22 protein-coding genes are annotated in these 25917 nt (G+C 68.0%); 9 read left to right on the top strand and 13 right to left on the bottom strand.

The genetic code is table 11. The features are described 5' to 3' along the window. Window positions 1–5: 5 nt before the first annotated feature. The 11 genes from frr to AC5P8R_RS07820 all read right to left on the bottom strand — a co-directional run bounded on the left by frr (window position 6) and on the right by AC5P8R_RS07820 (window position 11089). Window positions 6–560, bottom strand: coding sequence for a ribosome recycling factor (frr, locus tag AC5P8R_RS07770; RefSeq protein WP_014646499.1), 555 nt, complete (start codon window positions 558–560; stop codon window positions 6–8). A 96-nt stretch (window positions 561–656) separates the two neighbouring features. Then, a complete protein-coding gene (pyrH, locus tag AC5P8R_RS07775) occupies window positions 657–1385 on the bottom strand; it encodes a UMP kinase (protein ID WP_014646500.1) in 729 nt (242 codons plus the stop codon). A gap of 121 nt (window positions 1386–1506) precedes the next feature. Continuing rightward, a complete protein-coding gene (locus AC5P8R_RS07780) occupies window positions 1507–3045 on the bottom strand; it encodes a sensor domain-containing diguanylate cyclase (protein WP_032956845.1) in 1539 nt (512 codons plus the stop codon). A gap of 258 nt (window positions 3046–3303) precedes the next feature. Continuing rightward, entirely contained in the window at window positions 3304–4179 is an 876-nt protein-coding gene (gene tsf / locus AC5P8R_RS07785; protein ID WP_032956847.1) for a translation elongation factor Ts, read from the bottom strand. A 125-nt stretch (window positions 4180–4304) separates the two neighbouring features. Then, window positions 4305–5111: a 30S ribosomal protein S2 gene (gene rpsB / locus AC5P8R_RS07790; protein WP_495223231.1), complete on the bottom strand. Its 807-nt coding sequence runs from the start codon at window positions 5109–5111 to the stop codon at window positions 4305–4307. A gap of 221 nt (window positions 5112–5332) precedes the next feature. Then, window positions 5333–6031 (bottom strand): fimbrial biogenesis chaperone, encoded by a 699-nt coding sequence (locus tag AC5P8R_RS07795; protein ID WP_014646503.1) that lies wholly within the window; start codon window positions 6029–6031, stop codon window positions 5333–5335. Next, complete coding sequence (locus AC5P8R_RS07800; RefSeq protein WP_041863203.1) at window positions 6031–6246, bottom strand: hypothetical protein; 216 nt, start codon at window positions 6244–6246, stop codon at window positions 6031–6033. The genes AC5P8R_RS07795 and AC5P8R_RS07800 overlap by 1 nt, the downstream gene beginning before the upstream one ends. A 152-nt stretch (window positions 6247–6398) precedes the next feature. Next, on the bottom strand, window positions 6399–7436 hold the full coding sequence (locus AC5P8R_RS07805) for a Csu type fimbrial protein (RefSeq protein WP_014646505.1): 1038 nt from the start codon (window positions 7434–7436) through the stop codon (window positions 6399–6401). Further along, complete coding sequence (locus tag AC5P8R_RS07810) at window positions 7433–9802, bottom strand: fimbria/pilus outer membrane usher protein (RefSeq protein ID WP_495223232.1); 2370 nt, start codon at window positions 9800–9802, stop codon at window positions 7433–7435. The genes AC5P8R_RS07805 and AC5P8R_RS07810 overlap by 4 nt, the downstream gene beginning before the upstream one ends. Before the next feature lie 7 nt (window positions 9803–9809). After that, window positions 9810–10559: a fimbrial biogenesis chaperone gene (locus AC5P8R_RS07815; protein ID WP_049403820.1), complete on the bottom strand. Its 750-nt coding sequence runs from the start codon at window positions 10557–10559 to the stop codon at window positions 9810–9812. Continuing rightward, window positions 10559–11089: a Csu type fimbrial protein gene (locus AC5P8R_RS07820; protein ID WP_032956855.1), complete on the bottom strand. Its 531-nt coding sequence runs from the start codon at window positions 11087–11089 to the stop codon at window positions 10559–10561. Before AC5P8R_RS07820 ends, AC5P8R_RS07815 begins: the two co-directional genes overlap by 1 nt. A 230-nt stretch (window positions 11090–11319) precedes the next feature. Between AC5P8R_RS07820 and map the strand changes: the two genes are divergently transcribed. The 6 genes from map to dapE are packed head-to-tail and all read left to right on the top strand — an operon-like array spanning window position 11320 to window position 18210. Beyond that, window positions 11320–12105, top strand: a complete 786-nt coding sequence (map, locus tag AC5P8R_RS07825; RefSeq protein ID WP_005412748.1) for a type I methionyl aminopeptidase — start codon at window positions 11320–11322, stop codon at window positions 12103–12105. A gap of 20 nt (window positions 12106–12125) precedes the next feature. Next, window positions 12126–14735, top strand: coding sequence for a [protein-PII] uridylyltransferase (locus AC5P8R_RS07830; RefSeq protein WP_445978323.1), 2610 nt, complete (start codon window positions 12126–12128; stop codon window positions 14733–14735). Next, window positions 14735–15814: a 2,3,4,5-tetrahydropyridine-2,6-dicarboxylate N-succinyltransferase gene (gene dapD / locus AC5P8R_RS07835; protein WP_014646511.1), complete on the top strand. Its 1080-nt coding sequence runs from the start codon at window positions 14735–14737 to the stop codon at window positions 15812–15814. The genes AC5P8R_RS07830 and dapD overlap by 1 nt, the downstream gene beginning before the upstream one ends. 2 nt (window positions 15815–15816) lie before the next feature. Beyond that, window positions 15817–16683 carry a hypothetical protein gene (locus AC5P8R_RS07840; RefSeq protein ID WP_197621457.1) on the top strand — a complete coding sequence of 289 codons (867 nt, stop codon included), beginning with the start codon at window positions 15817–15819 and terminating at the stop codon, window positions 16681–16683. Between the two features lie 31 nt (window positions 16684–16714). After that, the gene (locus AC5P8R_RS07845; protein ID WP_014646513.1) at window positions 16715–17086 is read left to right on the top strand and encodes an arsenate reductase; all 372 of its coding nucleotides are present in this window, start codon (window positions 16715–16717) and stop codon (window positions 17084–17086) included. Next, entirely contained in the window at window positions 17083–18210 is a 1128-nt protein-coding gene (gene dapE, locus AC5P8R_RS07850) for a succinyl-diaminopimelate desuccinylase (RefSeq protein ID WP_046429730.1), read from the top strand. The genes AC5P8R_RS07845 and dapE overlap by 4 nt, the downstream gene beginning before the upstream one ends. Before the next feature lie 120 nt (window positions 18211–18330). Here dapE and AC5P8R_RS07855 read toward each other — a convergent pair whose 3' ends face one another. Further along, window positions 18331–19209 carry a tetratricopeptide repeat protein gene (locus AC5P8R_RS07855; protein WP_197621458.1) on the bottom strand — a complete coding sequence of 293 codons (879 nt, stop codon included), beginning with the start codon at window positions 19207–19209 and terminating at the stop codon, window positions 18331–18333. 337 nt (window positions 19210–19546) lie between these two features. Between AC5P8R_RS07855 and asnB the strand changes: the two genes are divergently transcribed. Together asnB and AC5P8R_RS07865 are read left to right on the top strand one after the other, a co-directional pair. Next, window positions 19547–21238: an asparagine synthase B gene (gene asnB, locus AC5P8R_RS07860; protein ID WP_014646516.1), complete on the top strand. Its 1692-nt coding sequence runs from the start codon at window positions 19547–19549 to the stop codon at window positions 21236–21238. 101 nt (window positions 21239–21339) lie between these two features. Then, window positions 21340–22728 carry a cation:proton antiporter domain-containing protein gene (locus tag AC5P8R_RS07865; protein ID WP_014646517.1) on the top strand — a complete coding sequence of 463 codons (1389 nt, stop codon included), beginning with the start codon at window positions 21340–21342 and terminating at the stop codon, window positions 22726–22728. 82 nt (window positions 22729–22810) lie between these two features. Here AC5P8R_RS07865 and AC5P8R_RS07870 read toward each other — a convergent pair whose 3' ends face one another. Beyond that, on the bottom strand, window positions 22811–25138 hold the full coding sequence (locus AC5P8R_RS07870; protein ID WP_046429734.1) for a penicillin acylase family protein: 2328 nt from the start codon (window positions 25136–25138) through the stop codon (window positions 22811–22813). Window positions 25139–25261: 123 nt separating this feature from the next. On the opposite strand from AC5P8R_RS07870, the gene bfr reads away from it, so the two are divergent. Continuing rightward, a complete protein-coding gene (gene bfr / locus AC5P8R_RS07875) occupies window positions 25262–25750 on the top strand; it encodes a bacterioferritin (protein WP_005408763.1) in 489 nt (162 codons plus the stop codon). Window positions 25751–25917 lie beyond the last annotated feature (167 nt).

The raw sequence follows: 25917 nt of genomic DNA on the forward strand, positions 1-25917 counted from the left end.
CGACTTCAGACCGACAGCAGTTCTTTTTCCTTGTCGGCGACGACCTTGTCGACGTCCTTGATGTTGGCGTCGGTCAGCTTCTGGATGTCGTCTTCGCCGCGCTTCTTCTCGTCTTCGCTGATCGCCTTGTCCTTGACCAGCTTGGCGATTTCCTTGTTCGCGTCCTGACGGATGTTGCGGATCGCGATCTTGGCGCCTTCACCTTCCTTCTGCACCTGCTTGGCCAGCTCCTTGCGGCGCTCTTCGGTCGGCGGCGGCATGTTGATGCGGATCGCGGTGCCGAGGGTGTTCGGGGTGAACTCGGCGTTGTAGAGCCCCTTTTCGATCTCCTTGATCATGCCCTTGTCGAACGGCGTGACCAGCAGCGAGTGCGCGTCGGCGTTGGAGATCGAGGCAACCTGGTTCAGCGGGGTGCTGGCGTTGCCATAGGCACTGACCGTCACGCGGTCCAGCAGGGCAGGCGTGGCACGCCCGGTCCGGATGGAGGTGAGGGTGTGCTTCAGAGCGTCGATGCTCTTGGCCATGCGCGTCTGCGCGTTGTTCTTGATGTCGTTGAGCATCGCCCGGTCCTGGATGTATCTGGAATCGGGCGATTATAGGCGAATCCGGGACGCTGCCGGGCCTGAATCGGCCCGATCGCCGCTTTGCGCTCAGGCTCAGGCCGGGTCGCGGCCCTGGACCAGGGTGCCGATGTTCGCGCCGTTGAGGATCTTCAGCAGCTCGCCCGGCTGGCCCATGTCGAACACGCGCATCGGCAGGTCGCTGTCGCGGGCCAATGCGAAGGCCGCCGTGTCCATCACTTCCAGGCCGCGGCGGATCACTTCGTCGTAGCTCAGGCTGTCGAAGCGGACCGCATCGCTGTGCTTGTTCGGGTCCTTGTCGTACACGCCATCGACCTTGGTGGCCTTCAGCAGCAGGTCGGCGCCGATCTCGATCGCGCGCAGGGCGGCGCCGGAATCGGTGGTGAAGAACGGGCTGCCGACGCCGGCGGCGAAGATCACCAGGCGGCCCTTTTCCAGGTGGCGGATGGCGCGGCGGCGGATGTAGTCCTCGCACACGTCGTTGATCTTGATCGCGCTCATCACGCGGGCCTTGGCGCCCAGCTTCTCGAGGGCATCCTGCATGGCCAGGGCGTTGATGACCGTGGCCAGCATGCCCATCTGGTCGCCGGTGACCCGGTCCATGCCGCCGGCGGCCAGGCCGGCGCCGCGGAAGATGTTGCCGCCGCCGATCACCAGCGCCACTTCGGCACCGGCCTGCTGGGCTTCGATGACCTCGCGGGCCAGGCGATTGATGACCTTCGGGTCGATGCCGTAGTCCTCGTCTCCCATCAGCGCCTCCCCGGACAGTTTCAGAAGGATGCGGCGATAGGCGAGCTTGGACATGAGGACCTCGGGTGCGTGGAAATCGCGGGCGATTCTACGCGCATGCGGCGTCGTGCCAAAGTGTTTTGTGCACTGCGGCGCAGAATCCGGTCGTTCGCCCCGGTCAAACGGGGCTTCCCGTTCAGCCCAGCTCGGCGCCAGCGGTGGCCGACAGCTCGTCGTGGCCGAGGGCACCTGGCGAGCGGGCGATCACCCGGTTGCGGCCCAGGTTCTTGGAGCGGTACAGCACGTCGTCGGCTGCGCGCAGCAGGTCCTGCACGTCGGCGAAGCGCTCGTAGCCACCCTGGGTGGCCACGCCGGCGGAGAAGGTGACGAACAGCGGCCCGCCCTCCAGCTCGGCCATCGGCGTGGCGACGATATTGGCCAGCACCCGGCGGATCACGTCCAGGGCCACGCTTTCGCTGGTGTTTGGCAGCAGCGCGACGAATTCCTCGCCGCCGAAGCGGGCGACGGTGTCACTGTTGCGCAGCTGGCCCTGCAGCTTGCCGGCGAAGGCGCGCAGTACCTCGTCGCCGGTCAGGTGGCCGTGGGCGTCGTTGATCTTCTTGAAGTCGTCCAGGTCGATGAAGGCCACCGACAACGGCCAGCCCTGGCGGCCGGCGCGCAGGAATTCCTGCTCCAGCACCGCTTCCAGCTGGCGGCGGTTGAGCACGCCGGTCAACGCGTCACGATGGGCCTGGTCGGCGAGGCGCTTGGCGCGCGCCTCGAACTCGTCGGCGCGGCGTCGTGCCTGGTCGGCGTCCTGCAGTTCGCGCAGGTTGCGCAGCGTGGCCAGCTCCTGCGCGTGATCGATCAGCTCGCGCACCCGCGCCGGTGAATTGAGGCCGGCATCAAACAGGCTGGCGATGTCGGGCAGGGCTTCACTGATGCGGGCGAGGACCTGGTCGAAGCGCGCGCTGTCCAGCTCCAGGCGGTCGTGCACCTGCTGCAGGGCGCGCTCACGCGCGGCGTCGGCGTCGCTGTCCAGCCAGATGTCGGCCACCGCGCCGGACAGCTGCACGCAGGCCTGGAACGGCGATTCGGCGACGTCCTCGTCCTCGCTGTGGCTGATGCTCTCCACCAGGTAGCGGGGCAGGCCCCATTGCTCGGCCACCCACGCGCCGACCTCGGCATGGCTGCAGCCCAGTTCCTCGCGTTCGCGGGCGACCAGGTCGGTGTTGTCGCGTGCCTCGCGCAGCAGCGGCAGGTAGCGCTCCGACTCGGCCTGGGCCAGGCACAGTACGCCCAGGTCCTGCAGCAGGCCGGCCAGCATCAGTTCTTCCAGCCGGCGCAGGCCGCGCGCCTGGCCCAGCTGGCTGGCAGCCAGGGCGCTGAGGATGCTGCGCTTCCAGGCGCGCTGGCGCAGGTCGTGGTCGGCGCCGGTGCCGCCGGTCAGGCCCTGGGTGACAGTGAAGCCGAGGGCGAGGCTGATCGTGGCGTTCAGGCCCAGCATGGTCAGCGCCTGGCCGAGGTTCTCGATCCGGCGGCGGCTGGCGTACAGCGGCGAATTGGCGATGCGCAGCATGCGAGCGCTCAGCGCCATGTCGATGGCGATGATGTCGGCAGCGGTGGCGATGTCCGCTTCCGGGTCCTGGGCCAGTTCGATGATGCGCAGGGCAATACCGGGTGGCGAAGGCAGGTTGCGGCAGAGCGCCAGGGCAGCTGTCAGCTCGGGAGGCATGTCGGGTCGTTCAATTCCATTAGGACAAGAATACCTAGGAATGCATCACAGTCCGCGATTTTCGTTCCTGCTAAATGACTGTGGATTCCCTGCGCCGAGTATCGGCTTGATTCGCGCGCAACGCAAAGGTGCCGGTTGTGCGCACCAACGGTGCGCACCCACCGGTGGGCCATGGGTTGATCCCTGGGCCCATGCATAAAAAAAGAGCCGCGGTTTCCCGCGGCTCCTTCTGGTCGCTTCACAGCCGGAAGGCTGGAATCAGACCTGCATCGCCTTGGCAACTTCGGCGGCGTAGTCTTCCACCACCTTCTCGATGCCTTCGCCGACGATCAGCAGCTTGAAGCCTGCCACGTCGGCGCCGGCGGCCTTGACCACCTGCTCGACGGTGGTGTCGCCCAGCACGTAGGTCTGGCCGTACAGGGTCACGTCGCTGACGATCTTGTTGATCTTGCCGCTGATGATCTTTTCCAGGATGTCGGCAGGCTTGGCCTTGTCCTTATCGGTCATCTTGGCCAGCTCGATTTCCTTTTCCTTCTCGACGAACTCGGCCGGGACGTCCGCAGCCTTGTTGTGCGGCGGCTTCAGCGCGGCCACGTGCATGGCCAGGCCACGGGCCAGCTCGACGTCGCCGCCGATCAGGTCGACCAGCACGCCGACCTTGCCGTTGGTGTGGACGTAGGCGCCGATGTTGCCGGTGGTGTCGACCTTGACCATGCGGCGGATCTGGATGTTCTCACCCAGGGTCTGCACGGCGGTGGCGCGGGCTTCCTCGACGGTACGGCCGTCGGCCAGCGTGGCGGCCTTCACGGCTTCGACGTCGTTGGCGCCCGATGCCAGGGCAGCAGCGGCGACGGCGTTGACGAAGGACTTGAAGTTGTCATCGTTGGCGACGAAGTCGGTTTCCGAGTTGACTTCGACCAGCACGGCCTTGCCGCCGTCCTGGGCCAGGCCCAGGCGGCCTTCGGCGGCCACGCGGTCAGCCTTCTTGTCGGCCTTGGCGGCGCCGGACTTGCGCATGGCTTCAGCAGCGGCGTTGATGTCGCCGTTGGCTTCGGTAAGCGCCTTCTTGCATTCCATCATGCCGGCGCCGGTGCGCTCGCGCAGTTCCTTGACCAGGGAAGCAGTGATTTCCACGGGATTACCTCACGAAAGAAAGGGGTTGGGCCGGCATGGTGGCCGGCCCGTGTGACACGGTCCTGTCACGCGCCGATGGCTGCGTGCAGGGAGGGTGGACGCCGGGCGTCCACCCGGGGCCTGGATCAGGCCTGGGCGTCGTCGCCCTTCTTGGCAGCCTTCTTGGCCGGAGCGCGGCGGGCCGGCTTCTCTTCGCCTTCAGCAGCGGTTTCAGCGAATTCTTCCTCGCGCACCGAAGCGGCGTGCGGGGCAGCCGCCTTGCCTTCCAGCACGGCGTCGGCAGCGGCGCGGGCGTACAGCTGCACAGCGCGGATGGCGTCGTCGTTGCCCGGGATGGCGTAATCAACCAGTTCCGGGTTGTAGTTGGTGTCGACCACGGCGATGACCGGGATGCCCAGCTTCTTGGCTTCCTTGATCGCGATGTCTTCGTGGCCGATGTCGATCACGAAGATGGCGTCCGGCAGGCGGTTCATGTCCTTGATGCCGCCCAGCGAGGCTTCCAGCTTGTCGCGCTCGCGACGCAGGCCCAGCACTTCGTGCTTGACCAGCTTCTCGAAGGTGCCGTCGGTTTCACCGGCTTCCAGTTCCTTCAGGCGGGCAACCGACTGCTTGACGGTACGGAAGTTGGTCAGGGTGCCGCCCAGCCAACGCTGGTTCATGAACGGCATGCCGCAACGCTCGGCTTCTTCCTTGATGGTTTCGCGGGCGCTGCGCTTGGTGCCCAGGAACAGGACGGTGCCGCGCTTCTGGGCAACCGACGAGATGAAGTTCATCGCATCGTTGAACAGCGGGACGGTCTTTTCCAGGTTGATGATGTGGATCTTGCCGCGGGCGCCGAAGATGTACGGAGCCATCTTCGGGTTCCAGTAGCGGGTCTGGTGGCCGAAGTGGACGCCGGCTTCCAGCATCTGACGCATGGTGACCTGGGGCATTGCAATACTCCTGATATGGAACCAGCGATTCCGCCCGCGGGGATAGGTATGCGGGACGCGTGGAAGCGCGATCGGTTCCGGGGTTGGGCTTCCCTGTTGCCTCCGTGGCCGAACTCCTTGCGGAGCACCCCGGCACGGATGGGGGCAGCAGGTGTGGATTCACCGGTGACGTCCGGTGTGGACGGGTTCGCGCGCACGCTGGCGTGCAGGAATCCGGTCGATTATAGCCCGCTGGGGGCGCTTGCTGCAATTGCAGGGTCAGTTGCGGCCAGATCGACCTCGCGGCCGTCCTGCAGGCGTGCCTGGAAGCGGCCGCCTGCATAGCCATCGGCGCGGGCAGGCAGGGGCCAGCGGCGTTCATGGCCCGCCAGAATGTAGCCGGCCAGGCCAGCCGTCAGCAGCGTTGCCTGGCCGTCCGCCGTGATGAAGCGCAGATCGTGCAGGCGGCCGTGCAGGGTACCGGCATTGCTGAGTCGCAGTACGGCCAGAGACCCGTGGGCCTCGACGCGGCCCAGCAGCCGGGCCTGCAGTGCTGGCCCCGCTGGGCCGCGGAACAGCGGCAGCGAATAGCGCGGCAACCCCGGCAACGTCGGTGCCAGTACGACCCGATAGGCCTGTTCAGCGGCCGCCGCTGCCGGATCGCCCGGCAACAGCCAGACGCGCTGGGTGCTGCCGGGGGCCAGGTCCAGCCGCGCCGGGCTGACCCGGATCTGGTCGCTGGGGTGCAGTCGTTCGGCGTCCAGCTGCTGATCCCACGCCAGCACCTGCACCTGGCCCTGCCAGCGGCCGGGCCCGGGGTTGTGCAACCACAGTTCGGCGCTGCCGCCCTGGGCCGGCAGCTGCAGGGTGGTCGGCAACAGCTCCAGCGCTGCGGCAGGCAGTGCCAGCAGCAGTGCCAGCAGGATCAGCAACGCGCGCATCAGTAGATGAGGGTCACGGAGGGTGTTGCGTTCTCGTCCGTCGCCGGTGGTGCGAGCTCGCGGACCTGGCGCGGCGCCTGGGGTGCGTCACTGCGCTGGTGCGGTGCCGGGCAGCGGATGCCGCCGCCATCGTCGCTGCAGGACTCAACCACGGTCAGCCGGATCTGCAGGGGGCTGCTGGGTTCGGCCCATGCCGGCAGGCTGGCGACCAGCATCGCCCCGATCAGGAATGTGCGAACCACCTGCCATCCACCATGATGAAAGACTTGCTGCGCGGTATCGGCGGGATGTGCCGGAACTGTAGCGCCGAGCCGGCGCTCGGCACGGCCTTCGTCCGGTGGGTGCCGACCGTTGGTCGGCACGCCGGTCAGTAGGTGATCGTCACCGTCACCAGGTCGTTGTAGGTGCCGGCCGGCGGCTGGCCGCTGACCGGTGGCACCCGGCCATGGATGGTCAATTGCTGCGCGCTGCCGGTACCGGTGCCGCTGGCCGTGTCGACGGTCAGGGTATTGCCCCAGCGCAGGCTCCGCGCCGAGTCCCGGTAGAGCTCGTAGGCGAGGTAATAGGTGCTTCCGCCGAGGGTGGTGGCCATGCGCCGGGTGGTGGTGGCGGTGGGATTGTTCTGGCCGTTGTTGAGGCCGACCTGGAAGGCAGTGTTCTTCAGGCAGGTCAGGGTGAGGGTGGCGGTCCGGTCGATGTTGGCCGGAATGCCGCCGGTGACGTTGCCGAAGTCCATGGTGGTGGTGACGTAGCTGCCACATTGCGGCAGCACGTTGGCGGTGGCGGTGAAGCTGAAGGCTGCACTGGCGCTGTTGGTGCCGGTGGCGCCGCCATTGCAGGTGGCGGGCACGGTGGCGGTACCGAGCAGGACTTCGTTCCAGGCCCAGGTCAGGACCACGTTGGCCCCGCTGAAGGTGCTGCTGTACGCGCCGGAGGCCAGGATCTGGTTGGCCGGGATCTGCCCGAACAGCTGTATGGACTGCGCACCGCTGCCGCCCGTCACCAGCGGCACGTTGTAGGTCATGGTCAGTTCCTGCGCAGGTGGCGTGCCGCGCGGCACCAGTCCGGTGACCTGGCCGAAGCTGGCGTTGTTGTACAGCTGGAAATTCAGGGTGTCACTGCTGGAGGTGGCCATCGTGCGGAAGGTGGAACTGCTGCCGCCGCCACTGCCTGCGCCGATGCCCACGCAGACGCGCACGCCGGTGGTGGCCAGCAGGCTCAGCGCGGCGGTGGTGCAGGTCACCGTGATGTTGAGGTTGGCCGTACTCGGGCCGGGTGCATTGCTGTTGATGTTGCCGAACGGCAGGGTCGGATTGGCGACCGCCGTGCAGACCGCGGTGGCACCGGCGGGCGCCGCTGCCAGCAGGCCGGCCCAGAGCAGCAGGACGAGCAGCAGCACCCTCATGGCGCCACCTCCGGGATGCACTGCTGCGGCGCCGGCTTCGGCCGTGCGCCGGACGCCACCACCTTGGGCAGGTCCGGCACTTTCACGCGGCAGGGGCCGCGGCTGGTGGTGACGTACAGCACGCTGCCGGCGGCAACGTCTTCCAGATAGAGCAGGCCGTCGTAGCCGACCGTGGCCTGGCGGCCATCGGGCAACCGCACCTCGCTGCCGACCTCCAGAGGCTGGCCGTCCATTGCCAGCAGGGTCAGGCTCAGTGACGGCCGCGAGCGCAGCTGGAAGGTCACGCGGGTGCCGGCGCGCTGGCGCGGGGTCACCCAGTCCTCGATGCGGTCGGCGCGCATGTCTTCGGGCAGGTCCAGGGTGTCGATCGAGACCCGGTTGCGCTGCCAGGACAGCAACGGACTGACCAGCAGCAGGCCGCGATCATCGGTGACGCCGATCAGGCGGTTCTCCAGCCGCACCGGGACGCCGCCCACCCCATTGGTGCTGATCACCGCGAACGCATCGGACACCTCGCGCGTGGCGAAGGCGTGCCCGCCCATCCACACCAGGCTGCCGCTGGCGCTGGCGTAGGCATAGTTGAGTCCACCCTGGCGCGAGGCGCCGAACGAGTAGCGACCGACATCGTTGAGGATGCCGACCTCGGCCAGGCCGCCGTTGCCGTCCTCGCCGTGGCGCAGCTGCGCGCGCCAGCCGACGCCGCCGGCGCTGCCATCGCCCGGCACTGGCTGGGTCACGTCCGCCACCCAGCTCTGGCTGTCGCCGTTGCGCTGGCTCGAAAGGCTGGCCTGGCGGTTGTTGCCCAGGCTGGCAGTCACCGACAGGTAGATGCTGCGGTCGTCGCTGCGGTCCAGGTTCTGGTTTACCGAAAGATAGGCCGACCAGCGCTGGCTCCAGGTACGTGACCAGAACAGGCTGGCATAGCGGTTGTCGTCTCCATCCGGGTAGCGCAGGCGCAGATAGCTGGCGCTGAGCGTGCCCAGCCGCAGCAGGTCCAGGCCGAGCGTGGCCTGCTCGCTGATGCTCGGCGGCAGGTTGCCCTGCAGCGCGCCGAGGTCGCGGTAGTCGCCGTGGCTGCGTACGCTGCGCAGATTGACGTTGAAGCGACGGTTGTTCCAGCTGTAGCCCAGCGCCCATTGCCCACCCTGCAGGCCGTGGTAGCCGCTGTGCGCATAGGCGGCATTGAACACGCCAGCGGCGCCGAGCAGCCACCAGCCACCGACACCGGCCTGGGCCAGGCCGCCGCCGCCTTCGGCATGCGCCTCGCCAGTGAAGGTATCGCTGATGCCTCCGCGCCAGCTGGCACTGGCCACGGTGCGATCGTCGTAGGCGAAGGAGCGCTGGCCGAAGTCCTCGCGCAGGTGGCCGACGCCGGCCGACCAGTCCGAAAGGCCCTTGGCCAGCAGCTGCTGGGTGCCATAGAAACTGAAATCCAGCGTCTGCATGCGGCCGAAGGCATCGGTTACCACCACCTGCGCATTGCCGGTGCCGCTGATCCCGGGCTGTGCCGCCAGCTGGAACGGGCCGACCGGTACCTGCCCGCTGTACTGGCGCAGGCCGTCCACGTAGAGCTCGACCGTGGAGGGCACCACGGCCTGGCCGAGGAAGCTCGGCGTGGGCGTCAGTACGCGGTAGGGCTGCAGCCCGTAGTTGCGGCCGATCTGCAGCCCGCCCAGGCGCACCGGGCGGGTCCAGTCGACGAAGCCGCTGTAGAAGTCACCGACCTCCAGCGTCGTTGCGCTGTCGGGGAAATCCAGGCTCCAGCGGGTGTCCAGCCGCACGCTTTCGCCGCGCCAACGGCGGTCGCCGGGTTGCTGGTAGCGGCGGCTGATGGCGGTGTTTTCGAAGGTGCCGTTGCCGATACCGAACACGCGCAGCTCCGCGCTCAGGCTGAGGTTGCTGAGCGTGTCCACCCGGCTGCCGTAGACGTCGTAGTTGAGCAGCGCGCCGGGCGAGGCGTTGCCGGTGGGCGCGCGCGTCTGCGGGCGGCTGAGCACGGTGGTGGGCAGGATGAGCTGGTCCAGCGGCACGTCCAGTGCCAGGGTCTGCATGTGCGCGTCATAGCGCACCACCGCACCGCTGATCTGGTCCAGGTAGACCGGCGCATCGCCGCTGGCGTTGAAGCCAAGCTGGCGCAGCACTTCGGGGCTGGCCTGCAGCCGGCCGCGGTTCTCGGTGAATGGCAGCAGGCCGCGCGGGGTGCTGTTGAGCGACACATCCAGGTACAGCGCCTGGCTGGCGGTCAGCGGGGTCGGGGGAGGCAGGATGGCATCGGCCGACACGCCGGATACATCAACGGCCGCCACGCCGGACACATCGGCGGCCTCGGTCGCCGCGGGAGCCAGGGCCGCCAACAGCGCGCCCATCAACGCCTCAGCGAGCCGGTGGGGGCGACAGTGGCGTCTGTTCCGACTCGCCATTGAGCTTGGCCGTGATCTGGTCGTTGTCGCGGTCGATCGCCGTGCGTTCGATCGGCCAGCGCATCACCTGGCCCGGCAGCACGTAGCCCAGCAGCCCGGGATGGACAATGCGCGGGCGCGCGGCGCTGCCCAGCGCAAGATCGGCGATCTGTGCGTAGCTGTCGCCCGTATTGGCGACTTCCACGCCATTGCGGCCGTCCGCCAGTTTCACCAGGTGCGCCTGCAGCCGTGGGGCCAGGCGGCCGGCCGAAGGCTGCACGAACACCGGGATCGAATAGCGCAGCACGAACTGCATGCCCTCGGCACGGGTGGCCAGGTCGGGTACCTCGTCCACGATCAGCCGGTAGTGCCGCTGTGCAGGCGGTGGCTCGCTGTCCGGACGCATCACCCGCACCAGCTGCTGCTGGCCGGCGGCCAGTTCCTGCATCGGCGGCGTGGCCATCACTTCATCGGTGGGCAGCAGCTGTTCCTGGCCGTCCTGCTGCACCCAGCGGAACACGCGCACCTGCAGCGTCACCGGTGAGGTGCCGCTGTTGGTCAGCCACAGCTCGCCGGCACGCTGGCGGGCTTCCAGCTGCAGGCTGGTCGGGGCGACCTGCAGGCTGGTGGCGCCGGCACCGGCGGGGGCCAGCAGGTACAGGGCGAGCAGCGCCACGCCGGTGGCGCGCCACGGGCGGGGTCCGGCCATGCGGGCGTGCTCCATCAATAGGTGATCGTGGCGGTAACCGTATCCAGGTAGTTACCGGTGGCCGGGTTGTTGGTGCTCAGGTTCAGGATCTGGCCATAGACGATGTAGGGCACGGCCAGGCCAGTGCCGATGCCGGCCTGGGTATTGGTGCCGGTTGTGGCGCCCCAGACCAGGGTATGTGCGGCATCCTGGTAGAGCTGGTAGCCGACATAGTTGTTGGCGGTCACCGCGGCATTGGTGTTCTTCATGCGCCGGGTGGTGACGTCGTTGGCGGTGCCGGCGTTGGCGCCCGCGTTCAGCGCAATCGTGTAGGGCGTCAGTGCCGAGCACTGCGCGGTCACCGTACCCTGGCCCAGGGTGGGCGTGGCGGTGGTCGAGGCCGCCGTGCCGAAGTCGACGTTGGTGGCGGCCGCCGCCGTGATGGTGCAGGCCTTGGTGACCACCAGGGTGACGTTGAAGGTGGTGGTGTCGGCGGCCAGCGCCGGGCTGGAAAGCAGCAGCCCGGCCATGACCCATGTCAGCGGGGATCGAACTGGGGATCGCATGGACAACCTCCCTGACCCGAAGGTCCGTTGAACAAGGCGAAGACGGCACGTTCGGCGCCGCTTTGACGACAGTGGGTCCAGCTTAGGAGGCGTAAGTGTCTGTAATCCGTGATAAATAGGCAGGCGCAAGAGTGGAGGCCATCACGCTTTCACTTTCCTTGCCGGAATCGTGCATGGCCCGGATCGCCAGTTGGGCGGCGTTCGTTCAGATTGCGGCCGGATCGGCGATAATGGGTGCCATGAGCGTGAATCTGAAAACCCCGCAGGAAATCGAGATGATGCGCATCGCCGGCCGCCTGGCCAGCGAAGTGCTCGACATCGTCACCCCCCACGTCAAGCCCGGTGTCACCACCGAGGAACTGGACCGCATCTGCCACGACCACATCGTGAACGTGCAGGGTGCCATTCCGGCCAACGTCGGCTACCGCGGCTTCCCGAAGACCGTGTGCACCTCGGTCAACAATGTCATCTGCCACGGCATCCCCAGTGAAGGGAAGGTGCTCAAGGATGGCGACATCATCAATATCGACGTCACCGTCATCAAGGACGGCTGGCACGGCGACACCAGCCGCATGTACTTCGTCGGCACCCCGTCGGTGATGGCCCGCCGCCTGGTGGAAACCACTTACGAAGCGATGTGGCGCGGCATCCGTGCGGTGCGTCCGGGCGCCACCCTGGGCGACATCGGCCATGCCATCCAGAGCTACGCCGAAGGCGAGCGTTTCAGCGTGGTGCGCGAGTACTGCGGCCACGGCATCGGCAAGGTCTACCACGACGAGCCGCAGGTGGTGCATTACGGCCGCCCGGGCCAGGGCCTGGTGCTGCAGCCCGGCATGACCTTCACCATCGAGCCGATGATCAACGAGGGCACCCGCTACAACAAGGTGCTGCCGGATGGCTGGACCGTGGTGACCAAGGACCGCAAGCTGTCGGCGCAGTGGGAGCACATGATCGCGGTCACCGAGACCGGCGTGGACGTGCTGACCCTGTCGCCAGGCGAGTCGCAGGTTTCCTGAAGATGCTGCCGGCGAGTTCGCTGCTGGACACGCCGGCCGCGTCGCTCAACGACCCGGATTGGGCTGCTGCCGCGCGCCAGGCGCTGCAGCAGGCCGACGCGCGCCTGTACCGCCGCTTCGACCAGGGCGACAACATCGAGCGCCTGCTGGCGTTGCGCGCGCGCGCTGCCGACCATCTGATCCGCCTGGCCTGGCAGCGCTGCCTGCCGGCCGACAGCGGCCTGTCGCTGTTCGCGGTCGGCGGCTATGGCCGCGGTGAACTGTTCCCGCGTTCGGACATCGACCTGCTGGTGTTCGGCGATCCGCCGGCACAACTGGCGCACGAGGCGGCATTGGCGCGCCTGTTCGCGCTGCTGTGGGACTGCGGATTGGCTGTCAGCCATGCGGTGCGTTCTGCATTGCAGTGCCGGGAGGCGGCGGCTGACCAGACCGTGCTGACCGCGTTGATCGAGGCGCGCCCGATCCTGGCCGATGATGCTGCGCGCCGCGCGCTGCGCGAGGCGATCGACGACCGCGAACTGTGGCCGGCACGCGCCTTCTTCCTGGCCAAGCTGGAAGAGCTGCGCAACCGCCACCAGCGCTTCGGCGATACCGCCGACAACCTGGAGCCGGACCTGAAGGATGGCCCCGGCGGCCTGCGTGATCTCAATACGCTGGGCTGGATGGCGTTGCGTGCCTTCGGCGTGCGCGACCTGGAGGCCCTGGTCGGGCTCGGCCACCTGGGCGCCGACGAAGCCGCGGCGTTGAAGCGCGAACGTGCAGTGCTGGCGCGGTTGCGCTTCGGCCTGCACCTGGTCGCGCGCCGTCCGGAAGAGCGCCTGCGTTTCGATTACCAGAAGACCCTGGCCGCGCGGCTGGGCTTCGAAGACGATGCCGAGAACCTCGGCGTCGAGAAGATGATGCAGGGCTTCTACCGCGCCGCGCTGGTGGTGCGCCGGATCAGCGACCGGCTGCTGCAGCGCTTCGAGGAACAGTTCGACGGCGAGGCCCAGCCGGAGCCGCTGACCGTGGGTTTTTCCCTGCGCCGTGGTTACCTGGCCGCCAACGAGGCCGACTGGCCACGCGGCGACATCGGCCAGGTGTTCGCCCTGTTTTCCAGCTGGGCCAACAACCCGCAGGTACGCGGCCTGCATTCGCTCACTGCGCGTGCACTGGCCGAGTCGCTGCCGCTGCTGCCGGCCTATGACCAGGCCGATGCCGATGCACGCGAGCAGTTCCTGGCCCTGCTGCGCGGCCAGCGTCCGGTCGATACGCTTTCGCGCATGGCGCGGCTGGGCGTGCTTGGCCAGTGGATTCCCGCGTTTGCCCAGGTCAGCGGGCGCATGCAGTTCGACCTGTTCCATGTCTATACGGTCGACCAGCACACGCTGATGGTCCTGCGCAACATCGGCCAGTTCGCCAGCAGCCGCGCCGACGAGCGCTTCTCGATCGCGCACGAAGTGTGGCCGCGCCTGCGCAAGCCGGAACTGCTGCTGCTGGCCGGCCTGTTCCATGACATCGCCAAGGGCCGCGGCGGCGACCACTCGGAGCTGGGCGCGGTGGACGCGCGCGCGTTCTGCCAGGCGCATGCGCTCAGTGGCACCGATACCGAGCTGGTGGCATGGCTGGTCGAACAGCACCTGCGCATGTCGGTGACCGCGCAGAAGCAGGACATCGCCGATCCGGTGGTGATCCATCGCTTCGCCACCCTGGTCGGCAGCCGCGACCGCCTGGATTACCTGTACCTGCTGACCTGTGCCGACATCGCCGGCACCAGCCCGAAACTGTGGAATGCCTGGAAGGACCGCCTGCTGGCCGATCTGTACTTTGCCACCCGGCGCGCGCTGCGCGAGGGGCTGGAGCACCCGGTACCGGCCGCCGAGCGCGTGGCCGAGGCACGTGACAGTGTGCGCGCACTGGTGCGCGAGCAGGGTTACGACGATGCCACCATCGACCGCCAGTTCGCGGTGATGCCGGATGAGGGCTTCATCCGCCTGCGCCCCGAGCAGCTGGCCTGGCAGGCCGCCGCACTGGTGCCGGTGAAGCAGGGCCAGGCGCTGGTGAAGGTGCGCCGGATCAGCGTCGACGACCCGGCGCTGGAAGTGTTCGTGCACTCGCCCGACCGTGATGGCCTGTTTGCCGCGATCGTGATGACCCTGGACCGCAAGGGCTACGGCATCCATCGCGCGCGCGTGCTGGACGGTCCGGCCGACACCATCTTCGATACCTTCGAAGTGAACCCGGCCGACACCTTTGCCGATGGCAGCAGTGCCAACCTGGAAGCGGCACTGCGCGAGGCACTCAGCGGTGACCTGTCGCGCCTGCGGCCGTCGCGCCGGGTGGTACCGCGGCAGCTGCGGCACTTCCGCTTCGCCCCGCGCATCGAGTTCCGCGATGAACCGGGCGCAACCCGATTTGCCCTGGTCGCACCCGACCGTCCCGGCCTGCTGGCCGATGTGGCGTTCGTGCTGCGCAACCAGGGCCTGCGCGTGCATGATGCGCGCATTGCCACGTTCGGCGAACGCGCCGAAGACACCTTCGTGATCAGTGACGAACACGACCTCCCCCTGACTGAACCTGCCCGGCAGCAGCTGCATGACGCGATGCTGGCCTGCCTGGACCCTGATCGAAACGCCGGAGACCCCGCCTGATGGCCACCAAGCCCGCCAAGAAGACCGCCGCGACCCCCAAGAGCGCAGCGGCCCGGAAACCCGCTGCTGCCGCACCGGCCGCGAAGAAGACCCCTGCGCCGAAGAAGGCCGCTGCGGTGAAGGCCCCGGCGAAGAAAACGGCTGCAGTGAAGCGTGCTGTGAAGAAGCCGGCCCCGGCCAGGAGCGCCGAAGCCGTCCGCGCCGAAACCATCGCCCGCAAGTCGCTGCGCAAGCCGTCGGCACCAGGCGTGGAAGAACTCAAGTTCGGCATCGAGAGCGCCTTCGAGCGCCGCGCCACCTTGACCCTGCACGAGCTGGAAGGGTCGACCAAGCCGCTGGTCAACCGCGTGATCGACGGCCTGGAGAGCGGTGAGTTCCGCGTCGCCGAGCCGGACGGCCAGGGCGGCTGGAAGGTCAATGAGTGGCTGAAGAAAGCCGTGCTGCTGTATTTCCGCGTCAACGACATGGCGGTGGTCGATGCACGCCCGGCGCCGTTCTGGGACAAGGTCGAATCGCGCTTCGCCGGCTATGACGAAGCGAAGTTCCGCCGTGGTGGCGTGCGCGTGGTGCCGGGCGCGATCGCCCGCCGCGGTACCTACTTCGGCAAGGACGTGGTGCTGATGCCGAGCTTCACCAACATCGGCGCCCATGTCGGCGAAGGCACCATGGTCGACACCTGGGCCACCGTCGGTTCCTGCGCGCAGATCGGCCAGCACTGCCATCTGTCCGGCGGCGCCGGCATCGGTGGCGTGCTGGAGCCGCTGCAGGCCAGCCCGACCATCATCGAGGACCACTGCTTCATCGGTGCGCGTTCGGAAGTGGTGGAAGGCGTGGTGGTCGGCCACCACAGCGTGATCGGCATGGGCGTGTTCCTCAGCCAGAGCACCCGCATCTACAACCGTGCCACCGGCGAGGTCACCTACGGCTACATTCCGCCGTACAGCGTGGTGGTGTCCGGCTCGCTGCCGAGCAAGGACGGTACCCATTCGCTGTATTGCGCGGTGATCGTCAAGCAGGTTGATGCCAAGACCCGCAGCAAGACCAGCGTCAACGACCTGCTGCGCGGCCTGGCTGACTGAAGATGACGGCGCCGGAGGATCTGGCGCAGTCCGCGATCTACCAGCATCCGTCCGACACCCTGTTCGGGCGGATGCTGCCGCGCCTGCTGCACGCTCCACGCTGGGCCCGGCTGCGCCGCGCGCTGTCGCGGCGCTGGCCGATGCCGGCGCTGGTAAGCGATGTGCGCGACGTGGTCTACGTGAGCTGGTGGGTCGACGTACGCCAAGCGCCGATGCCACCACCAGGCCATCACTACGTGGTCCATGCCGGACGCACGCCCTACACCATCCTCAGCTACCGGCACGGCCACTTCGGGCCCGCGCTGGCCGGGCCGCTGCGCTCGCTGATGCCGTCTCCCCGGCAGAGCAACTGGCGCTGGTACCTGCGTCGTGACGACGATCGGGACGGGACGCCGGTGGTGCTGTTTGATCGCAACGTGATGGACCAGCTGGCCTTCGTCGCCGGCGCGCGCGCTTTCAGCGATGCCATGCAGCCGCATCTGTCGGTGCGCTTCGCGCACGTGGTGCGCGCCGATGGCGGTGGGTACACCCTGATCGAGGGCGGGCAGGGCAGTGCGCCGGCGCTGCACCTGCAGTGGCAGGGCGCTGCGGGCTGGGACGATGACGGGTGGGCGGCGGCCTTCGGCGGCCACCAGGCCCTGCTGCGCTTGCTGACCTGCCAGGACGAGGCCATCGCCCGCACCTGCGACCAGCGCTGGGCCAGCACCCGCATTGCCCTGCCGGTGGACATCGCGCAGCTGCAACCGCTGCAGCTGGAAGGCGAACAGCAGTGCCCGCGCCTGCAGGCGATGGGCGTGGCGCTGCACGAGGGGCTGGCCTTCCAGCTGCCAAGGGTACCTTTCCGGGTCGTGTCCGAGCGCCTGTTGTGAGATTCTGGCCCTCTGTTTTCCAGCATCACAGATGGCCATGAGCACCACTGTCTACGGTTTGAAGAACTGCGATACCTGCAAGAAGGCGACCAGGTGGCTGGACCGCTTCGGCGTGCCGTACACCTTCGTCGACTACCGCGACAACAAACCCAGCCCGGAAATGCTGCTGGCGTGGGCCGCGCAGCTGGGTGGCCTGGCCGCGATGGTCAACAGGTCCTCCACCACCTGGCGGCAGCTGCCGGACAACCGCAAGGCCGCCGATTCCGAGGCCGAATGGAAGCTGCTGCTGCGCGAGTACCCGCAGCTGATCAAGCGCCCGCTGGTGGTCACGGCCGATGGCACGGTCAGCCAGGGCTTCAGTGACAACGGCTTCAAGGCCCGCTTCGGCGTGGGTGACGCATGAGCGCGGTGCTCGACCTGACCTGCGAGCTGATCGCGCGGCCCTCGGTGACGCCCGATGATGCCGGTTGCCAGGCGCTGCTGGCGGCACGCCTGAAGCAGGCCGGGTTCCAGTGCGATCACCTGCGGCTGGGTGAGGTCGACAACCTGTGGGCGACCCACGGCCAGGGCGCGCCGGTACTGGTGCTGCTGGGCCATACCGACGTGGTGCCGACGGGCCCGCGTGAGGCCTGGGCCAGCGACCCGTTCATGCCGCAGATCCGTGACGGCGTGCTGTACGGCCGTGGCACCGCCGACATGAAGGGCAGCGTGGCGGCGTTCGTGGTGGCCGCCGAGCAGTTCGTTGCCGCGCATCCTGATCACCCCGGCACGCTGGCGGTGCTGCTGACCAGCGACGAGGAAGGCGACGCCATCGATGGCGTGCGCCACGTCGCACGCCTGTTCGCCGAACGCGGCCAGCGCATCGACTGGTGCATCACCGGCGAGCCGTCCTCGACTGCGACGCTGGGTGACCTGCTGCGCGTGGGGCGTCGCGGCAGCCTGTCGGCCAAGCTGCGCGTGCAGGGCGTGCAGGGCCACGTGGCGTATCCGGAGAAGGCACGCAACCCGATCCACCAGGCGGCGCCGGCCCTGGCCGAGCTGAGTGCGCGGCGCTGGGATGACGGCTACGAGAGTTTCCCGCCGACCAGCCTGCAGGTCTCCAACATCCATGCCGGTACCGGTGCCAACAACGTGATTCCCGGCGAGCTCGAGGTGGATTTCAACATCCGCTACAACCCGCACTGGGATGCATCGAAGCTGGAAGCGGAGATCACCGCGCTGCTGGAACGGCATGGCCTGCAGTACACGCTGAAGTGGCACCGCAGCGGCGAGCCGTTCTACACCCCGGAGGGCACGCTGCGCGCCACCGCGCGTGCGGTGCTGGCCGAGCACATCGGCCGTGCACCGGAAGAAAGCACCGGCGGCGGCACCTCCGATGCCCGCTTCATCGCGCCCTTGGGCGCGCAGTGCATCGAAGTGGGGCCGGTCAACGCCAGCATCCACCAGGTGGACGAGAACGTGCGCGTGGCCGATCTGGAGGCATTGCCGGGGCTGTACCAGCGGCTGGTGGAGCGGCTGCTGGCGTGAACCTGCGGCGCTGGGTGCCGACCGTTGGTCGGCACGCCTTTCGCCGGCATTGCTTTCCTGTAGGGCCGAGCCATGCTCGGCTGCTTCTGCAGGGAATGCCCAGCCGAGCATGGCTCGGCTCTACTCAGAAAAAATGAAGAATGGCGGCTTGATCGCTTTTTCCCAGTAGCTCGGCGCCGCCATGTAGAAGCGCTGCGCCTCGGCCCGGGCGAACCAGCGTGCGGCTGCGTCGGTGTCCTTCTCCACGCCCGGTGCACCGCGGCCCAGCAGCAGTCCGGCGAAGTACTGGCCAAACACATTGCCCTTCTCGCCGGCACGCTGGTACAGCTGCAGCGCACGTGCGGGATCGCGCGGCAGTCCCATGCCCTTTTCCAGCAGTGCGCCCAGGTCTACCTGCGCTTCGGCATCGCCACGCTCGGCGCGGCGCTGGATCTGCGCAACCAGTGGATGCACGGTGCCATCCTGTGCGGCCACCGCATCCGGTAGCCGTGACGATGAACTCCGGTAGCGCTCGTAGATCATTCCGCGCAGGCCCCAGCGCAGCGCCTGTTGCGCGTCGCCTCGCTGACGATAGGCCTTGGCGAGTGCGTAGAACGCATAGGGATTGCCGTGGTAGGCCGCCGCCAGATAGGCGCGTTCTCCGCGTCGCCAGGACGCACGCAGCACCGGCGCCGGATTGATGTGGGGGCTGTCGGCATGCCGCAGCGTGCCGGAGATCCAGATCCTGCCCAGTGCTTCTTCCGCCTTGGTGTTGTGGAAGGTCCAGGGTGTGACCGCGGCGGCGCGCTCGTAGTAGGCGATGGCGCGCGGATCGTTGAAGCGTTCGAAGGTTTCCGCGGTATCGAAGGCACCCTCGAAGCTGCCGTCGGTGCCGTGTTGCTCCAGGCCCTGCAGCTGGGCCGGCGGCAGGGGCGAGGGTGGGGCCAGGGTCTGGCAGGCGGTCAGGCCCAGGCAGAACAGGGCGGCCAGCGCCGCGTTGCGTCCAGTGCGGTGTTGCATTTCCATTACACGTTTCACGGCCGGCCATTATGCGCGCCGGGGAGTGGTTGCCAACGCAACGGTTGCACCATGCCGGAAAGCGGGGTAGGGTCAATGCCATGTCGATCCGCCTGGCCACCGCCGTCAATAACAACAACCGCAATAATCTGCGCGCGAATAATCGTGCGCGGCCGATGCGGGACTGCGCCCTGGGTAGATAGACAGCAACACACGCCCGGACACCAGAAAACCCGCATCGGTCGATGCGGGTTTTTTTGTGCCCGGGCGCAGCCTGCCCGGGCCTGGATGGCCGGTCGAACACCCTCCCACCCGTGAAATCCCCAACAGGAGCTCCCCCATGTGTTCGATCTTCGGAATCTTCGGCCTGCAGGCCGGTGACGATCTTCCCGCCCTGCGCCGGCACGCGCTGGAACTGTCGCAACGCCAGCGCCACCGTGGCCCGGACTGGAGCGGCGTGTACCTCGACGAAGGTGCGCTGCTGGTCCATGAACGGCTGGCCATCGTCGATCCGGCCGGTGGTTCGCAGCCGCTGCTGTCGGCCGATGGCCAGCTGGCGCTGGCGGTGAACGGCGAGATCTACAACCACCAGGCGTTGAAGGCGGCGCTGACCACCACCTACGACTTCCAGACCGGCTCGGACTGCGAGGTGATCAACGCGCTCTACCGCCAGGGCGGCGCGCCGGCGCAGTGGCTGGAACAGCTCAACGGCATCTTCGCCTTCGCGCTGTGGGACCGTGACAGTGGACGCGTGCTGGTGGCGCGCGACCCGGTGGGCGTGGTGCCGCTGTACTGGGGCCACGATGCCCAGGGGCGCTTGCGCGTCGCCTCGGAAATGAAGGCGCTGGTCGATACCTGTGCCGATGTCGCGCAGTTCCCGCCGGGCCACTATTTCGACAGTGCCAGCGGTGAGCTGGTGCGCTACTACCAGCAACCGTGGCGCGACTACGCCGACGTGCAGGGCCGCCAGGCCGATCTGGCTGAACTGCGCCAGGCGTTCGAGCATGCGGTGGAGCGCCAGCTGATGAGCGATGTGCCTTATGGCGTGCTGCTGTCCGGTGGCCTGGACTCGTCGCTGGTGGCGGCGGTGGCCGCGCGCTATGCACGTCGTCGCATCGAGGATGGGGGACAGACCGAAGCCTGGTGGCCGCGCCTGCACTCGTTCGCGATCGGCTTGAAGGGCTCGCCCGATCTGGCCGCCGCAGCGATCGCCGCCGAAGCGCTGGGCACCGTGCATCACGGTTTCGAGTACACGTTCGAGGAAGGCCTCGATGCGCTGCCGGAGGTGATCCGCCACATCGAGACCTACGACGTCACCACCATCCGCGCATCGACGCCGATGTTCCTGCTGGCGCGGCGGATCAAGGCGATGGGCGTGAAAATGGTGCTCTCCGGCGAGGGCAGCGACGAGATCTTCGGGGGCTACCTGTACTTCCACAAGGCACCGGATGCGCGTGAATTCCACGACGAGCTGGTACGCAAGCTCGACGCCCTGCACAACTACGACTGCCTGCGCGCCAACAAGTCGATGATGGCCTGGGGCGTGGAGCCGCGCGTGCCGTTCCTGGACCGTGAGTTCCTCGATGTGGCAATGCGCTTCGATGCCGCACACAAGATGGTCGGTGCCGGTTTTGGCGGCCGCCGTATCGAGAAGGCCGTGTTGCGCGAGGCGTTCGACGGCTACCTGCCGGACAGCATCCTGTGGCGGCAGAAGGAACAGTTCAGCGATGGCGTGGGCTATGGCTGGATCGATGGGCTGAAGGCACATGCCGAGGCGCAGGTGAGCGACCGTGTACTGGCGGCCGCCGACAAGCGCTTCCCGCACAACCCGCCGCAGACCAAGGAGGCGTACTACTACCGCCACCTGTTCGAGCAGTTCTTCCCGAGCCGGGCAGCGGCCGAGACCGTGCCGGGAGGCAAGTCGATCGCCTGTTCGTCGCCCGCGGCCATCGCCTGGGACGCCAGCTTCGCCGCGGCGGCGGATCCGTCGGGTCGCGCGATCGCCGGCGTGCACGAGCAGGCACTGGCCTAAGCACCCCCAAAAGGGGACGGAGGGGATTAAGTCGTTTGTGCCATTAACGCCTTAATCCCCTCCGTCCCCTTTTTGTATGATCGCCCCCTGCACATTGGGGAATGTTCATGGACGTACAGGCAGGCGGCAACGCGCCGCCCACGAAATGGGGATGGCGCTACCTGGCCTGGGCCGGGGTTCCGTTGCTGGCTGGCGTGCTGCTGGCGCGGTATGCCGGGCCGGCGGCGCCCGAGGCGGTTGCCCGTGCCTCCGTCGCCGCCGAAGGCGGCTGGGTGCAGCATCTGGCGTCTCCGCTGGGCCTGTTCCTGCTGCAGCTGCTGGTACTGCTGCTGGTGGCCAAGGGCGCGGGGGCGCTGCTCAAGCGCATGGGACAGCCGGCGGTGATCGGCGAAATGGCCGCTGGCCTGATGATGGGGCCGCTGGTGCTTGGCAGCCTGCTGCCGCAGCTGCATGGTGCGCTGTTCCCGGCCAGTTCGCTGGGCCCGCTGGGCATGCTCAGCCAGCTGGGCGTGCTGATGTTCCTGCTGGTGGCCGGTGCCGAACTGGACCTGGCGGCGCTGCGTGGCCGCCGGCGTTTCGCCTTTACCGTCAGCCATGCCGGCATTGCAGTGCCGTTCGTGCTCGGCGTCGCCTTGGCGATCTGGCTGTATCCGCAGCACGGCCCACAGGGTGTGGGCTTCACCGCATTCGCACTTTTCGTAGGCATCTCGATGAGCATCACGGCCTTCCCCGTGCTGCTGCGCATCCTGGCCGACCGCGGGATCACACAGACGCCGCTGGGGCAGACCGCGATCGCCTGCGCTGCCTTGGGCGATGCCACCGCGTGGTGCCTGCTGGCGCTGATCGTGGCTGCCGCCCAGGCCAGCGGCTGGTTGCCGGCCAGCCTCAACCTGGTGTGCGTGGTCGCGTTCGTGGCGCTGATGCTGGGGCTGGTGAAGCCGTGGTTCGCGCGCCGGCAGATTGCGCCGGGCCGCGAGGGGCGCTGGCTGCTCGGCATCCTGCTGCTGTCGCTGGGCAGTGCGCTGGTCACCGAGATGCTGGGCATCCACGCGCTGTTCGGCGCGTTCGCTGCGGGTGTCGCGGTATCGTCCAACGCGCAGCTGCGTGACCTGCTGATGGCCCGTGTCGAGCCGTTCGCGGTCACGCTGCTGCTGCCGTTGTTCTTCGCCATGACCGGGCTGCGCATGCGCGCCGATGCGCTGCAGGCCAGCGACATCGTGCTGTGCGTGGTGGTGATCGCGGTGGCCACGACGGGCAAGCTGCTGGGCACCTTCAGTGCCGCGCGCAGTGCCGGCATGCCCACGCGCGAAGCGTGGCGGCTGGGCGCGCTGATGAACACCCGCGGCCTGATGGAGCTGATCGTGCTCAACCTGGGGTATGAGCTGGGCCTGCTCGGTGACCGCCTGTTCGCGGTGCTGGTGATCATGGCGCTGGTGACCACGGCGATGACCGGGCCGCTGCTGAACCTGATCGAACGGCGCAGGGCCTGAACGTTGAACGGTAGTGCCGGCCGCTGGCCGGCAACCTGATGATGCTGGACACACCTGCATGGATGCCGGCCAGCGGCCGGCACTACCGCGCTGGCACCAGTGTCATCACGTGCTGCGTCTTGCCCGGCAGGAACGGTGTCGGGCGCCCATGCACCCAGTCCTCGTGGCCGGCACCCCAGTACGGTGACAGCGGATGGCCGCTCTGGCCGCCGGGCATGTGCACGATGCCGTCGGCCTCGTGGCCGGGCGAGACCACCATGCGCTCGGAGGCGCCGAAGTTCGGCGTCTGCACGCGCGGCATGTCCCGGTCGCCGGGCAGGCGGTCGGCGGGCATGCACAGCCAGCGCTTGGCGATGTCCGGCAGCGCCCGTGCGATGGGGTGGCAGATCGCCGCGGTATTGCGTTCACCCCAGCTGCGCTTGGCCAGCGGCCCCTGCTTGGCCAGCTCACCCTCGGTACGGCGGGCGGCGTCGATCAGCAGCGCATCCCAGCTGTCGAAGGCCGGTGGCAGCAGGTTGGCCGGGCGCTGTTCCAGCATCGGCCAGGCCACGCCTTCCAGCTGTGCCAGGCGTGGGTCCAGGTAGGCATCGCCCAGCTGCGCGTTGGCCGGGGCCAGCAGTGCATCGGACAGCGTGGCCATGACCTGCGTGCGGAATTCACGCACCACCCGGTAGCTGACCGAACTGGCCGAGGCGCGCCCGCCCCATTGATGGCTGGCCTCCTTCAAACGCTTCAGCGCAGGGTCGTCACTGCGTTCGATGACGTCGTGCAGCAGAGCCCACCAGCGCTGCAGGAACACCGCGCGGTCGTCGAGCTGGATCGCCAGCAGGTCGTGCTCGTCGAAGCGCTCCTGGATTGCCAGCAGGTCGCGGATCTGCCGCGCCCGCGCACCCAGGTCATAGCCGCCGTTGCCGACGCTGGCGAGTGCCTCGCCGTCGAGGACGCGTCCATTGGCGGTCCACAGGCGATGGTTGGGGGGATCGATCAATGCCGGCGAGGCATCGCTGCGGATCGGCCACGGCGCGCAGCCCTGGTTGCTGGCGGCATTGAAGCCGGCCGGTGCACAGCCGGGGCCGCGGTCCGGGCGAGCGCCGATCAGGCGCCAGGCAATGCGCCCGCTGCGATCACCGACCACCAGGTTCTGTGCGGGGATGCCGGCACGGTCGGCGAAGTGCAGTGCACCGTCGAGGTCACCGGCGCGGGCCAGGTCAGCGAAATCCAGGCGTACGGCACCGGGCAGGTGTGCGACCCAGCGCAGGGCGTCGCCACTGCCATCGGCATGGGTATGCAGGATCGGCCCCCAGTCGGTTTCGCGCACCGCGAACAGCACGTCGGCCTGGCCGGCCACGGCGATGCGCTCTTCGTGCACGGTCACGGCGGCGTTGGCCGGTTCCGTGCGATAGTCCGCCGTGTCGATGTAGCTGTTGGTGAAGCCCCAGGCGACGTGCCCGTTGCTGCCGACGATCACCGCCGGCAGGCCCGGCAGGGAGAAGCCGGTGACATCGACCTGGCCGCCGGCGGCCTGTGGGTCGGGGTAGCGCAGGCGCACGCGGAACCACAGGCCGGGTGCACGCAGGCCCAGGTGCATGTCGTCGGCAACGATGGCGCGGCCGTCGGCGGTAAGCGCCCCGGCCACCGCGAAGTTGTTGCTGCCGATGACGTCGCCCTCTTCCTGCTCAGTGCCCGTTTTTCCCTTCAATGTGCGCAGGTCCAGCTGGCTGGCATCGGGCAGGGCGGCGTTGCCGGTGGGTTCGCCAAACAGCGGCGCATCCCATTCGGTGCCGTCGTGGGCGATCAGCGCGTACAGCGCCGGCGGCACCACTGCGCGGATGCGGCTGAGCGCAAGCTCGGTCTGGTTGCCGGGGTCCTGCAGGTCGGCATACATGGCCAGCCCGGTCAGCACGCTGTCGCTGGCCTGCCACGGTTGTGGTGATTGCCGCAGCAGCAGGTAGGCCCATGGGCGCACGGAGAGATCGGCCAGGCCTTCGTTGACGCCATCCACGTAGGCGCGCACGGCCGTGCCGTTGTCGCCCAGTGCGGCCTGCAGATTCGCCTCGGTGCGTGCACGCAGCCGGTGCACGCGCATGCGCTTGTCGGCGTCGATGGCCTTCGGCCCGAACAGCGCCGACAGCTCGCCAGCGGCACTGCGGCGCATCAGGTCCATCTCGAAATAACGTTCCTGCGCGTGTACGCGGCCGAGCGCACGCATCGCGTCGGCCTGGCTGCCGGCAGTGATGGTGACCACGCCCAGCCCATCGCGCTCGATGGTGACCGGCTTGGCCAGCCCCGGCAGCGCATGCTCGCCGTCCAGGTCGGCCAGGCTGCCGCGCAGCAGCAGCCACAGCACCAGTGCGGTGACCAGCACGATGGCGATCAACACGCCCAGCACCCAACGCCATGTACGTCGCATCGCACGTCCTTTCCGAACTCGTGGGCCGATTGTAGCCGCAGGCGCAACTGCGACTGATTCCGATTAGATCACCGTATTTTGAAATGCGGCACCCTATGCCGCATCGATTCACAGGAGCCCCCCATGAAAGGCAACCCGGACGTCATCGCCTGCCTGAAGGAACTGCTGCGCGGCGAGCTTGCTGCGCGCGACCAGTACTTCATCCATTCCCGCCGCTACGAGGACCAGGGCCTGTTCGCGCTGTACGAACGCCTGAACCACGAGATGGAAGAGGAAACCCAGCATGCCGATGCGCTGCTGCGCCGGATCCTGTTCCTGGGTGGCGACCCGGACATGCGCCCGCATGCCACCGAGCCGGGCAAGACCGTGGAGGAGATGCTGCAGAAGGATCTCGATACTGAATACGCCGTTCGGAACAATCTCGCCGCCGGCATGAAGCTGTGCGAGGAGAAGGGCGATTACGTGAGCCGCGACATCCTGCTGGCGCAGCTGAAGGACACCGAGGAAGACCACGCCTGGTGGCTGGAGCAGCAGCTGGGCCTGATCAAGCGCATCGGCCTGGAGCTGTACCAGCTGAGCAAGATCGACGGCAACGGCGCCCCGGCGCACTGAGCGGGCATCGTTTTTTGTAGAGCCGAGCCAATGCTCGGCTGCCTTCCGGTAGAGCCGACCGCTGGTCGGCTGCTCTGCAGAAAGCAGCCGACCAGCGGTCGGCTCTACCAGCAGCACAGCGTTCTGTCGCCCGCCAGCACCGGAGCACCGCCAGCCAGCCTTCGCCC

The sequence above is a fragment of the Stenotrophomonas sp. YJH_SMC_73 genome, from assembly GCF_059370155.1.

Coding starts and splice junctions, on each gene's coding strand:
- asnB (WP_014646516.1), top strand. CDS start 19,547: ATGTGTTCGATCTTCGGAATCTTCGGCCTGCAGGCCGGTGACGATCTT.
- map (WP_005412748.1), top strand. CDS start 11,320: ATGGGTGCCATGAGCGTGAATCTGAAAACCCCGCAGGAAATCGAGATG.
- AC5P8R_RS07870 (WP_046429734.1), bottom strand. CDS start 25,138: ATGCGACGTACATGGCGTTGGGTGCTGGGCGTGTTGATCGCCATCGTG.
- AC5P8R_RS07795 (WP_014646503.1), bottom strand. CDS start 6,031: ATGCGCGCGTTGCTGATCCTGCTGGCACTGCTGCTGGCACTGCCTGCC.
- frr (WP_014646499.1), bottom strand. CDS start 560: ATGCTCAACGACATCAAGAACAACGCGCAGACGCGCATGGCCAAGAGC.
- dapE (WP_046429730.1), top strand. CDS start 17,083: ATGAGCGCGGTGCTCGACCTGACCTGCGAGCTGATCGCGCGGCCCTCG.
- bfr (WP_005408763.1), top strand. CDS start 25,262: ATGAAAGGCAACCCGGACGTCATCGCCTGCCTGAAGGAACTGCTGCGC.
- AC5P8R_RS07845 (WP_014646513.1), top strand. CDS start 16,715: ATGGCCATGAGCACCACTGTCTACGGTTTGAAGAACTGCGATACCTGC.
- AC5P8R_RS07865 (WP_014646517.1), top strand. CDS start 21,340: ATGTTCATGGACGTACAGGCAGGCGGCAACGCGCCGCCCACGAAATGG.
- AC5P8R_RS07780 (WP_032956845.1), bottom strand. CDS start 3,045: ATGCCTCCCGAGCTGACAGCTGCCCTGGCGCTCTGCCGCAACCTGCCT.
- AC5P8R_RS07810 (WP_495223232.1), bottom strand. CDS start 9,802: ATGGGCGCGCTGTTGGCGGCCCTGGCTCCCGCGGCGACCGAGGCCGCC.
- pyrH (WP_014646500.1), bottom strand. CDS start 1,385: ATGTCCAAGCTCGCCTATCGCCGCATCCTTCTGAAACTGTCCGGGGAG.
- AC5P8R_RS07800 (WP_041863203.1), bottom strand. CDS start 6,246: ATGCTGGTCGCCAGCCTGCCGGCATGGGCCGAACCCAGCAGCCCCCTG.
- AC5P8R_RS07820 (WP_032956855.1), bottom strand. CDS start 11,089: ATGCGATCCCCAGTTCGATCCCCGCTGACATGGGTCATGGCCGGGCTG.
- AC5P8R_RS07840 (WP_197621457.1), top strand. CDS start 15,817: ATGACGGCGCCGGAGGATCTGGCGCAGTCCGCGATCTACCAGCATCCG.
- AC5P8R_RS07805 (WP_014646505.1), bottom strand. CDS start 7,436: ATGAGGGTGCTGCTGCTCGTCCTGCTGCTCTGGGCCGGCCTGCTGGCA.
- AC5P8R_RS07855 (WP_197621458.1), bottom strand. CDS start 19,209: ATGCAACACCGCACTGGACGCAACGCGGCGCTGGCCGCCCTGTTCTGC.
- AC5P8R_RS07815 (WP_049403820.1), bottom strand. CDS start 10,559: ATGGAGCACGCCCGCATGGCCGGACCCCGCCCGTGGCGCGCCACCGGC.
- dapD (WP_014646511.1), top strand. CDS start 14,735: ATGGCCACCAAGCCCGCCAAGAAGACCGCCGCGACCCCCAAGAGCGCA.
- rpsB (WP_495223231.1), bottom strand. CDS start 5,111: ATGCCCCAGGTCACCATGCGTCAGATGCTGGAAGCCGGCGTCCACTTC.